General features: G+C 59.9%; 9 protein-coding genes. All 9 read right to left on the reverse strand.

The annotated features are described in order from the left end of the window. Positions 1-41: 41 nt before the first annotated feature. Positions 42-1,160, reverse strand: a complete 1,119-nt coding sequence (locus E0E20_RS00385; protein ID WP_130836099.1) for a glycosyltransferase family 2 protein — start codon at positions 1,158-1,160, stop codon at positions 42-44. Beyond that, the gene (locus tag E0E20_RS00390) at positions 1,120-2,202 is read right to left on the reverse strand and encodes a glycosyltransferase family 4 protein (protein WP_130836100.1); all 1,083 of its coding nucleotides are present in this window, start codon (positions 2,200-2,202) and stop codon (positions 1,120-1,122) included. Before E0E20_RS00390 ends, E0E20_RS00385 begins: the two co-directional genes overlap by 41 nt. After that, on the reverse strand, positions 2,199-3,623 hold the full coding sequence (locus E0E20_RS00395) for a sugar transferase (RefSeq protein ID WP_130836101.1): 1,425 nt from the start codon (positions 3,621-3,623) through the stop codon (positions 2,199-2,201). The genes E0E20_RS00390 and E0E20_RS00395 overlap by 4 nt, the downstream gene beginning before the upstream one ends. Before the next feature lie 177 nt (positions 3,624-3,800). Then, positions 3,801-5,951 carry a glycosyltransferase family 2 protein gene (locus tag E0E20_RS00400; RefSeq protein ID WP_130836102.1) on the reverse strand — a complete coding sequence of 717 codons (2,151 nt, stop codon included), beginning with the start codon at positions 5,949-5,951 and terminating at the stop codon, positions 3,801-3,803. 23 nt (positions 5,952-5,974) lie between these two features. Next, positions 5,975-7,021, reverse strand: coding sequence for a glycosyl transferase (locus E0E20_RS00405; RefSeq protein ID WP_130836103.1), 1,047 nt, complete (start codon positions 7,019-7,021; stop codon positions 5,975-5,977). Continuing rightward, positions 7,018-7,965 (reverse strand): glycosyl transferase GT17 family protein, encoded by a 948-nt coding sequence (locus tag E0E20_RS00410; RefSeq protein WP_130836104.1) that lies wholly within the window; start codon positions 7,963-7,965, stop codon positions 7,018-7,020. The genes E0E20_RS00405 and E0E20_RS00410 overlap by 4 nt, the downstream gene beginning before the upstream one ends. 126 nt (positions 7,966-8,091) lie before the next feature. Next, positions 8,092-8,883 carry a DUF5672 family protein gene (locus tag E0E20_RS00415; protein WP_242622587.1) on the reverse strand — a complete coding sequence of 264 codons (792 nt, stop codon included), beginning with the start codon at positions 8,881-8,883 and terminating at the stop codon, positions 8,092-8,094. Between the two features lie 3 nt (positions 8,884-8,886). After that, entirely contained in the window at positions 8,887-10,914 is a 2,028-nt protein-coding gene (locus E0E20_RS14105; protein WP_242622588.1) for a glycosyltransferase, read from the reverse strand. A gap of 99 nt (positions 10,915-11,013) precedes the next feature. Then, entirely contained in the window at positions 11,014-11,886 is an 873-nt protein-coding gene (locus E0E20_RS00425) for a LysR family transcriptional regulator (protein ID WP_130836105.1), read from the reverse strand. Between the last annotated feature and the right edge of the window lie 115 nt (positions 11,887-12,001).

Here is a 12,001-nt window from a genome sequence, read left to right on the forward strand (position 1 = left end):
CGCGATTCCTCCCGTGGTTTCTCCCGTATGAAAGCGCTCTGTCAGGCCTTTGCCTGCCACAGAAAGATGCGGCGGATGATGCGGACGCGAAGCGGCGAGGGCCGTCTCATCAAGAGTGCCAGCAGACGGTTCGCAGGCTCTCTCACCGCGCGCGGGCCGCCGATCGCGGCAAGAAGCGCCTCGGAATGATTCTCCCCGCAGAGCGCGCGGATGCGTGAAACGGCTTCTCCGGCGGAGATATCCGTCCGGCGCAGCTCGTTTTTCAAAAGAAGAAGAAACAGAAAGGCAAATTCCCGGTCTGCCATCGCCTCCGCCTCCGGAACGGCAAAATCCCGCAGCACGCGCCGGATCACAGCATCCAGCGCCCGGATATTCTCACAGAGCCTCGGATCATAGCGATGCACCATGGACTCCCTGCGGAAGCGGTAGTGATAGTCGTAATGTCCGGGGAGGATCACGACGCGGCCGGCGGACAGCAGAACCGGGAGCATAATGTTCACATCCTCCCCCATACGGATCGCCGGGTTGCAGTAGGGGAGCCCCTCCGTAAGAAGCTCCCTCGGAACGAGCTTCATACAGCGCGAAAGAATCACGGCGCGCCGTTCACAGCCGATGACCCGCCTGCGGATCTCTTTCTCAAGCCGTTCTCCCGTATACACGCCCGGAGCGGCTCCGTGCCCCTTTCTCTCCGCCCGGTTCTCCCACTCCCTCTCGATCAAATAGGAGCAGCAGACAAGCTGCCGTGTCAAAAGGCCCGGCTGCGCTTCCTCCGCCGCCGTCCCCGCGCAGACGAGCGCCTCGATCATCTCCGGCTCGATCCAGTCGTCGCCGTCCACAAAGCAGATCCAGTCCTCCGCCGCCTCGCGAAGTCCTCTCTGCCATGCGGCCATCAGCCCGCCGTTTGTCTGATGCACCGCATGAACATTCGCAAAGTCCGCCGCATAGCGGTCACAGATGCCGGCGCTCCCGTCCGCGGAGCCGTCGTCGATGAGATAGACCGACAGCCGTTTCCAGCTCTGCGCCAGAATGCTGTCGACGCAGCAGGGCAGATCCGCCGCATTATTATAGACCGGTACGATAACAGCGACGGAAAACTCCGCCGCTGCCCCTCTCGCTGTCTCATCCTCTTTCCGCTCCGGCTCTGCCGAGACATTTCTCATAGATTCTCTCCAACTCCTCAATATGGCGCTCCAGACTGTAATCGCGCCGCGCCGCCGCAAGGGACGCCGCACCGGCTGCCTCTCTCTCTTCCTCGTGCGTGAGGTAGCGGATGATGCCCTCCGCCATGCCGGCCGCGTCGCCCGGCTCATAGAGGCGGCCGTTCACACCGTCCTCGATCAGACGGGGAATTCCTCCTGTGCGGGAAGCAACAGCCGGAACGGCATAGCCCATCGCCTCCAGAATCGACATGGGCATCGCCTCGCTGTACGACGGCAGAAGAAACACCGCCGTGCCGTGCATGACGCGATCCTTCTCCTCGCCGCGGATCCAGCCGGGGAACCGCACATTTTTCTCCCGCAGCTTCTCCGGGAGTCCCGCCCGGACAGCCTCCGTCTCTCCCACGCCGCAGAGCACAAAGCGCGCGTCCGGCACCGCCTCGCAGACCCGGGCGATAATCTCCGGCATGTCCCGGCTCCCTTTCATCGGATTGATGAGCCCCAGAAAGGTGACCTGCTTACTGACGCGGCTCTCCGGCGTCGGCCCGTCCGTCCGGATCGCGGTGTAATTATGGAGCACCTCGATCTTTTCTTCTGGGACAATCGCAAGAAAGCGCTCCTTCCATGCCTCGGTCAGGGTAAGGATCACCGCGCATTCCCCGTAGACCCGTTTCACCTGACGCTTCTTGAAGCGTCCCGCCCGGGTATAGAAGCGGTCAAATTCGGACCCGTGGATATGATTCACCACCGGGATCCCGCGCCGCGCACAGGCGTCGATGATCGGAAGCTTCCGCCAGAAGCTCGGACCGAAAGAAGAATGCACATGCACCAGAGCCGGCGGATCGCTGCGAAGAAGCCGCCGAAACGCAAGATACCCCCGGAGCGCTTTCCGGAGCTTCGTCCACTTCGAGCCGTCGCAGTAGGTCTCGATATAGGTGACGTCGTAATCCTCCTCGAGGCGGCTTCCGTAATAGGCGGAAATCACGGCCGTCATTCCGCCCTTTACGTCGCGCTGTGTAACGATCATGCAGATATGCGTTTTCATTTTGCTCCCTTATGAAACAGCACGACGCCCACGGTCTGCAGAAGAATCTTGATATCCAGCGCGAGGCTCCAGTTGTCGATATACTGGAGATCAAGACGCACCACCTCGTCAAAATCCGTGATGTCCGACCGGCCGCTCACCTGCCAGAGCCCGGTGAGACCCGGCGTCATGGAAATGCGCCGGCGGTAATGCTCATTGTACTGCTCGAACTCTTTCTCTGTCGGCGGCCGCGTTCCCACAAGGCTCATGTCGCCCTTCAGCACATTCAGAAACTGCGGAAACTCGTCGAGACTGGTCCGGCGCAGGAAGCGCCCGACCCTCGTGATCCGCGGATCATTTTCCATCTTGAACATAAGACCGTTCATCTCATTGCTGCCCTGCAGCTCCCGAAGCCGCTCCTCCGCGTCCCGATACATCGAGCGGAACTTATATATCCGGAAGCGGCGCCCGTTTTTTCCGACGCGAAGCTGGGAAAAGAACACCGGCCCGGGCGAGTCAATGAGGATCGCCGGGGCAAGAAACAGCGTGATGATCCCCATGAGCAGAACACCGATCAGCCCACCCAGAATATCCATCGCCCGCTTGCACAGAAGCCGCTTGCTGCTGTACCGGAAGCGAGTATAGGAAATGACGGAGTAATCCCCGAACATGTCCACCTTTCCCGCAGTTCCCTCCAGATCGGGGAGCTCGAGATTGTAATGCACGGTGACGCCCATCTCCTCAAAGCCCGCGATGATCCCATGCATCCGATATTGCGAGATCTCCGGTGTATTGATGAACACCTCGTCGAACGGGACCGTCGTCATGAGCTCCGTGAGATTCTGCAGCCCCATGAATACCGGAATCCCGAAAATATCCTCTTTCATCTCCGTGGCCGCCTGGCCGGGTTCCGCGAGCACCGCCCCGATCACCTCAAGACCGGCGTCCGCCTCCCGCCGGAGGCGGATGATCGTGCTCTCCATCTGCTCCGCTCCGGCAATGACGAGCACCTTTGTCACCAGCAGCTCCGCCCGCATCGCCCTGCGGAGAATTTCCTTATATATGCAGTGCACCGTCAGCAGGGCCGCGCCGTCGATGGCAAAAAACCACAAAAATACAGTCCGGGAAATATAGAGCGAAAGCCTTGCCATGAACACGAACACCACGGCGATCAGCAGAATCACCGCGTTGAATTTCAGCACCGCCGTCAGCTCCCGGAAATATCCCCGCTTCAGATAATCATGATTCCAGTCGAGGAAAAAGCTGTACACCGACGCCCCCATCAGAAACACCGCGAGAATGAGATAATGGATCCGGGAACTCGCCATATCATTATTGTTGCCGTAGCGTATCCATGTCGCGATGAGGTAGCTCACCGTGATGCAGACCATGTCGAGAAACCACAGACTGTATGTGCGGAATACATTTTTGTTCTGATTCATGAAAATCACCATTCCGAAGCACTTTATGCGAGGCACACACCGCAAGATCCGCGCAGGCGGTTTGCGGATGCGATGGGGGCGATTCGGGCTTCGGCACAAATCGCCGTGTGAAAATCAACGCATCCTCGTGATGTTTCACACCATTCCTCCGCGCAGAATGGCCGCGCCTCCGCCCCGTCAGCCGCCCCTGCCTGCCGCGGGAGCCGTCCTCTCCTCCCCCAGGAGCCCGGGAAGATACGAGGCCAGAAGCGGCAGCGCGATGTTGCGCCCGAGATAAATCGAGACGACATGCGCCTCAATCAAAGTATACAGCACAAGACAGCTCACCAGCATGTACGCCGCAGCGTCGCGGCGCAGACGGATCTGTCGGAGCCATTCGAATACGAGCTGGGTCAGCAGAATCATCGGGATCACGCCGTACCAGTAAACGACTCTCAGCCACCCCAGATCAAAATAGGACGTATTGGCGCGGTCCGAAAACCAGTACCATGTCGCGAGCGTCCCCGAGAAAAAGGTCGTGCCCCACAGCGAGGCGACGCGGCCCGTCAGCACATGGCCGTCGAGCCAGTGAATCAGGGGAATTTTCGTCCCCCAGACGGCTGCCGCCGCAAGGAGGACAAGCCCTGCCGCAAAGACGGCCCCGGTCACCCGGTACACCGCGTCCCGTGCGCGGAGGCGCTTCCTGTAATGAAACGCCATGGACATCGCGATCGCAAGAAACGCCGTTCCCGCCGCCGCCGCGGAGCGGCACAGCCGCCAGAGCACAAAATGCAGGACAAGGAGCGCGGCGTAATGCTGCCAGCGCAGCCTGTTCTCCCACAAATAAAGGCCGAGGATCAGGAGCATCGTCAGCATGCAGTGCGCAGCGTTCGGATTTCCCATACCGAAGCAGTACCGCAGATCCGTCCCCGTCCCGTCAAAATCCTGAACCCGGTACAGATCGCCGAAGATCCCCGCCGCCGCGAGAACCGCCAGCGCAAGGCAGCCCGCAAGCGTGACGAAAAAGGAATACTTCATCACCCGCCGGTGATCCTCACCCCGAAGCGCCGCAAGCAGGACGGCGGCGCGGAGAAGCTCATTTCTTCCCGCGCAGCGCCATGAAATCACGCCGAGAACACACGCGGAGAGGAAGAACACCAGCTCCCGCCGCGTGAATTTTTCCGAAGCCGCCTTGATCAGAAAGAGAAGAAAGGTGACGCGGAAAATCTGCCCCGGATACGGCACCGTCGCGTTGCTCTTATCCCAGATCACAAGAAGCAGCTCGATGGTGAGCGCCGTCCAGAACGCAGATTCTGCCGGAATGCGGAGCAGGGCCCGCAGCGGCTGCAGCACGGCGTTCATCCGGTCCGCCGCTATTTTGACCGGTTTGGTCAAAAGGTAGACGGCCGTGTCCGCACGGCGCTTCCGCTCCGCCCGTCTCTCCTCCCGGAGCGCGTGCCGGTAGCGCCGCGCCGCATCCGGAATCCCGAGATCCGCGGGGAGCTCCTCCTCCGGCAGATGGTTCGCCGCGAGCCTTGCCAGAAGATAATCAGCAAAGCGCCGCCCCCGCTCCGGGACGTCCGCCGCTCCGGAAACCGGCATATAGCGCCGGTAAATATACAGCAGCTCACGGATGTTTACCGTCTCGTCGTCCCGCACACTCTCCGTGAGCTGATCTCCGGAGAGGCCGATGGTGACCCACGGCTCGGGGGAGCAGGCAAAATGCGGATTTCCCTGCAGGAGCCGCAGATAATATTCCTCATCCACAAGCCACGTGAGCTCCGGGTCATAGCGGCAGGCGGACGGCGCGCTCCGCCGCACCAGCACCGCGCTCGGCGCACCGATGGTATTGCCGAGAAACAGATTTCTCCAATCCTTACGAAGCAGCGCCTCGTCCTCCGCCGAGATGCCGCGCGGCGTCCTGTGCAGCGTACCGTCCGAAGCAAAGAAAGCCTGATATGTCCCACAAAACGCGAGATCCGCCTCCGGATGGCTCTCAAGAAGCTCCACCAGAGAGCCGAGGCTCCCCTCATCCGAAAACCAGTCGTCATGGTGCATGAGCTTCACATATTCGCCCTGCGCGAGCGACAGCGCCCGGTTCCAGTTCCGAACCGCTCCCAGTCCCGGAGTATTGCGGAAATAGCGGAGCAGAACGCTTCCCGGCCCCTCCCCGCAGCGTCCGGAGCGGCGGGCGGCCTCCCGGACGGCGCGCTCGACGGCGTCACTCCCCGAGTCATCCGTCACAATGAGCTCAAAGTCCGTATAACGCTGCGAAAAAACAGATTCCAGCAGCCGTTTGATTCCCTCCGGATTCTCATACGCCGGAATACAGATTGACAGCTTGGGCATAGCCTGCTCCCTCAGTTGCTCTCTCAGACGGATGCCCGTCCGCTCTCCGGGCCGACTCCGGCAGCACACCGGCGCAGCTTATCCGCCGCGCGCCGAAGCTTCCGGCAAAGGGCCTGTTTTTGACTCAGCAGACGAACCGCCGGCGCATCACTTTCCCATGCCCTCTGCCGCTTTCTGCGGGCAAAGCGGCGGCTCCTCCGGTACGCCGAAAGCTCCTCCCGGCACTGTTCTGCCGTACAGAGCCTGCCGTCCCGACCGAGATACGCAAACGCATCATAAATATTCTGCTCCGAGGCCCAGTAACCGTCCGAAACGTTGTGACGGGCCCAGTATTTCGGCGCAATCACCATGCGCACGGTATCGCTCGTATAGGCCGGAAAGAACGCGAAGCTCGAATTGGAAAGGATAAGATAACGGGCGTTCTTCACGGTCACATAGTCTTTTTCCGGAGAAAAATGATACGCAGGGAGCTCCGGCAGCAGCTCCCGCGCCGCCTCCATGTCGTCCGTCACAATCATAAAGCGCATGGCGGGATTCTCCCGTCGCATGAGCGCCATGGCGTCCGTCCAGTATTTTTTCCGGAGAAAAAGCTCACTCTTGTCCCGGTACTCCCCGCCCCGCAGGTTGAGGATGCACAGATCGTCCGCCGTATATTCGTCCGACTCGTACTCCGGCTTCACGGCAAGCCAGCGGCGGATATCCCCGCGGTGCCCGCGGAAATACGCCTCGGCCTGCAGATTTCCGTACAGGAGCGTACAGACGTCTGCTCTGCCCGCGATCTCACGAAGCCCCGGATCCGCCCCGGCAATATAGCAGCCGCGGGTCATGTCATGCGGCGAGTTTTTGCAGTATATCCGCTCCTCGGCCTCGTCGTACCGGACAAGCCGCACGCCCGGCGGCAGCTCCTCCGCGCGCTGTCCCGGCCCGGCGGAGAGGAAATCCGCCTGCAGAAGCTCCCATCCCGCCGTTACAAAGGGCACGCCGAGCTCCTCGGCGAGGCACCTTGCCGTGACATAGCAGAAGAGCCGGTTTCCGAGCCCCTGCCCGGGAAGAAATTCCGTTCCGATCATCCGCGCTCTCCTCCGCCGCGTCCGCACCGCCCCCGCAGAAGCATGCGCCTGCGCGCTTCGATGGCGCCGACGCTGACCCTGTCCCAGAGCCGCTGATACCACTTCGGTTCCTTATAAAGAAGATAGGAAAAGCGATCTATATGCTCGCGCAGATACCGGGGATAGCTGTCGTCAATCACGCTGACCACCAGCTCGCTGTCCCGTCCCAGAATATCCTTTTTGCTGCGAAGATTGCTGCCGACCTCAAAGAGCGTCCGGCGGTTATTGTAATTCTGATGCGCCGCGCTCCGGATCTTGTAGCGGACCCGGTCCTCTACAGACTGATCCTTTCCCCCGCCCATATAGCTGAAATGCCAGCCGCCGCGGTCCACCCGCACGCCGATGGCCTGCTGCTCCCTGTCCCGGAGCTGCTCGGTCGTGTACTGCGACAGGAGGCGCTTACGGCATATTTTCGTCCCGAGCCAGCGCTTTGGCTCCGCGCCCTCAAACTCGCCGGTCGTCGAAAGATTCTTTCCGGAGACATCCTCAAGATTGAGAAAGCAGTAAAACAGGCGCTGCGCCAGCATATAGATCCTGCCGTCCTCCACCGCGGGGAGAAGCTCCCGGAGCGTTTCCGGATCAGGAATTTCATCCACATCGGAAAAAATGATGATGTCCTCCGGCTTCGCTTCCGTGAGGCCGCGCATCACCGCGCACTTCTGATGATGATCCCGCGCATAGGCGTCGCAGTCCATCGGCGTGTCGTCCACAACCACATGGATGATCCTGTCCTTGAACTCCCGGAACAGCTCCCGGTTCTCCTCATAGAACAGAGGCTTGGGATCCCCCGAAAAGGTCACTGTCGACTCGCTGATGACAAAGCGGTCGACCACATCGCTCAGAATATGGAGCCGCAGATCCAGAATATCCAGCTCATTGAAGAACTGAAAGCAGTCATATACCATAGTACTCCCCATACCGAAGCGTTTTTTTGCGAGGCACGCGCCGTAAAATCCGCGCAGGCGGTTTTGCGGCTGCGATCAGGAGCAATTTGGGCTTCGGCACAAATTGCTGTGTGAAAAATCAGCGCATCAGCGTGATTTTTCATACTGAGCCCCATGCCGAAGCGTCCCCCGCGAGGCACGCGCCGATTCCCGCAGATCCAGTCTGTCCATCAGCTTCTGCACTCTTCGGCTCTTGAAAAGAAAGTTCGGATACTCCGCGTTCGTCCCCGCCCATTTATGAAAGACAAAGGGGCGTATCCCCTCAAACTCCGGCTGCATGCTCTCGTGCCCGAAATATTTCGCAAGCTCAAACGGCGCAAAGCGCATCCCCGCCTCCTCAAAAAGAAGGTGATTTTTTACGCAGATAAAGCCGTCCTCGTTGAAAAAGCCGTGATCCGCCTCAAACGGCATGCCGCTCTGCGAGGGAAATTTCAGCAGCCGGAGACTGCGGATCGAGACGCTGTTCCCGACACGGATGAGCCTGCCCTCCGGGTCGCGGTAAGTGACATCGTCTTTCGGAACCGGGAACGGCGAGCCGATATAATCGTAATCCAGAAATTCATCCCGCCAGCTTTCCGGGTTAACCACAAAGCCGTCGTAATGCACGAGAAGCATATAGTCCGTGTGAATGTACCTCCACATCTCATAGATCATATCGTAATTGAACCGGTCGATATGGTCGATTCGGTCAATATGCTGATAGCGGATATTCTTTGGAAGAAACAGCGGCTTTTTGTGCGAAATCAGCGTCACCGCGGCAAAGTCGACGCCCCGGCAGCTGTATTCCAGCGCTTTTACGGTCGCCCCGAGCTTCACGCTGGTCATCGCCGCCAGCGTCACATTCGGAAGCTGCAGTTTTCCGTTTTTATATTCTGCCATATCCTATTTCCCGCTCTGCCCCCTGTCTTCGGAAACAATGGTCCGAATAAGACGCCGCGCGCCGCTTTTCAGCGGAACCGCGAGTCTCTCATAGAGCGCCGCCGCACGCGCATAGCACCCCGGCGAGCGCAGAAACAGCGCCATCCGGAAGCGGTCGCCTCTTCTCACATAATCCGCGCCGTATATGCGGCGAATCTCGTCTCTGTTACTCTCCGCCAGCGCCTCCAGCTCCCGGGCATACGCTTTCATCCCCGGCGTTCTGCGAAACTCCAGGTCATAGGCAAGGAGCCTCCGGCAGAGCATATACAGCGCCCGGTCCGCAATATCGGGCAGGCCGTTTTCCCGGAAGCAGGCGATCTGCCCGCACCAGTTGGGGATCTCGTCCCGGAGCCGCCGCTCGCCGAGCTTCCGGTTCATGATGCTCCCCTGCCGGTCGGAGAGATAGTCATACAGAGGCTCCCGCAGCACCGCGCAGACCGTGATGCGGCAGAAAGTCCGTCCCGTATAAACAATATCCTCTGAATTTTTTCCCGTCTGGAAAAGAATGCCGTCCGCGATATCCCGCCGGAACAGCTTGCTCCAGACGGAATTGAAGAGGATGGGCTCCCCGGGGCCCAGATAGTTTTCGAGCGCTCCGCACCTGTTTAATAATACACTTCCGGAAAGTATATGGTCAATGTCGCGGGGACGGGCCGGAGAGCGCAGAATGCTCTCCGCCTGCGTCTCCTGCACCTGCCGGTACTGCACGGCGGAGATCTCCGCTCCCGTAAGAAGACAGGCGCGCACCATGGCTTCATACATCTCCGGCTCGCACCAGTCGTCCCCGTCGAGATACCCGATGTAGTCTCCCCGCGCCTCGGGGAGCGCCGCGTTCCGGGCGTCCGAAAGGCCGCCGTTTGCCTTGTGTATCACGCGGATTCGGGGGTCCCGCGCCGCGTAGGCGTCCGCGATCCCGGGCGTCCCGTCCGTCGAGCCGTCATCCACCACAAGAATGTCGAGCCGCCGCCATGTCTGCCAAAGAAGCGAGTCCAGCGCGCGGGGAAGATAGCGTTCGATATTATAGGCCGCGACGATAACGGAAACGAGCGGCTCCGCAGCTCCCGGCCCCGCGGCGCGCTGTCCGTCCCGGTTGATCCGCAGCATGTCTTCCGTGAAGATATCCGTCCTCGCGGCATCCGAGCCGTCCGGCATATGGATCCAGAGGGACGGCGCGATCACCTGCTCCGATGAAGCAAGAAAAGCCCCCCACCAGCTGAAGCTGCTGTTGGCGATGATATGTCTCCGGCAGCAGCTCATAAGATAGAGATCCAGATAGCCGTGCTCCTCATCGCTCCCGGAGAGAACGGTAAATCCGGCATTCTCCGGAAGCTCCATCTGCGAAAACTCTCTCTCCGCAAGAGGCGCCTCGTTCGTGAAGATATAAAAATGCACGGCGCCTCCCGAAGAGGGCTCCGCCGCGGCGATGCGCAGCGCCGCCTCATAATAGGCCCGCGTCGTGATCCCGCCGTAGGTCTCCGCCTTGTCAAGATAATCGCCGAAGCGAAGATGCACCGCGACCGAATTTTCCGCCCGGAGCTGCTCTCCGCGCCGGCGCAGCGCCTCGTCCAGCCCCGGCATCCCCTCCGGAAAGGCAAAGCACTCCCTGATCTCCTGCTCAATATCCTCAAAATAGCGGGGACTCTGGAAACAGCCGCTGAAATACACCTCATCCAGAGAAAGAAGCTCCGGGGCAAAGATAAAATCGCGGTCGCTCCGCTCCCGCGAGCGGCGGCCGAAGATCTTCCGCCGAATACGCGCCGGGAGACGGAGCGAGGCGTCCCGGAGACGCGTGATATCCTCTTTCCGCGCGCGGGGATAGTCGATGCCGAAAAGTCCGAGCTGAACCGGGCGGCAGACGCCCGTCTCCTCCTGCCGCTCATAGCCGCTCACATCGTCAAAAAAGACCTCCCGCCCGAGAGTGCGGAGCTTTCTTCCAAATGCGTATTGAAACATCTGATTTCCGAGGCCGCCGGAAAGACGGATAATGACCATAAATCCTCCATGCCGGAGCGCCCGCAGGGATGCCCCGCGCCGGCCTCCCATCACAGGGCGCCGGCCGTTCTTCTCATAACTATATCACAGCCGCAGTAATCATGGGGTTTTGTCCAGATACCGCCGCATCTCGGCAAGAAATACGGTTCCCAGCAGCGAGTTCCATGCGGGCAGGGAGCCGATCCCAATGCTGCGGCTGACCGGCGGAGAAAAATAGCGCATGACCAGCTTCCCGGGCATCGACTTCTGCACCAGCTCCTGCGAAATGGAAATCCCCACGCCTTTCTCAACAAAGGCGGCAATCTCCCCGTCATCCCGGAAATAAAATTCCGAGTCCGGCGTTTGCCCGAAGCTCTCGAGAAGCTGCTTGATGTCATTGTCGCAGCCGGGCGCTTCCATGATCAGCGGATAGCGGATCACCTCGGCGAGCGTCACCTCCTCAAGCGCTTCGAGAGGATGCCCCGGCGGAAATATGACGCACAGAGGGTCCCGGTAAAGCGGAACAAAGCGGAGCCCCTGTGCCGCAATCGAGGACAGAAAGCCTACGTCCGCGATGCCCTGCCGTATCCAGCTCCGGATCTCATCGTAGTTCCCGTCCATGATCTCCAGCTTCACGAGCGGGTAATGCTCCCGGAAGTACAGCACCATATCCGGGAGCCACGACTCCGTCACGCTGGAAAAGGAGCCGATGCGCAGCGTCCCCTCGACCTTATTGTTCATGTCGTAGGTGAAGCTCCGCAGATTTTCCTCCTCCCGAAGAACATTCCTCACATAGGGCAGGATCCTCTGCCCATTCGCCGTGAGCTCCACCCCGTTCCTCCTGCGGATGAAAAGCTGTATGCCCAGCTCCTCCTCCAGCCCCCTGATCACATGGCTGATCCCGGACTGCGTGTAGCCCATGGCCTCGGCGGTGCGGGATACGCTCCCTGTTTCCGCCGCCTTGAGAAAAATCTGATATCTGCTGATGCTCATGACCTGCCGGCTTCTCTCTTTCCATTACTATTTTTCATATCTTATAGTTTAACCATTCATTTTACATATATCAATGCACGGGTTACGCTCTCAGAAGTTATGTATTCCGGTTTGG

This window comes from Lachnoclostridium sp. Marseille-P6806 (assembly GCF_900625025.1).
GTDB lineage: Bacteria > Bacillota > Clostridia > Lachnospirales > Lachnospiraceae > CAG-791.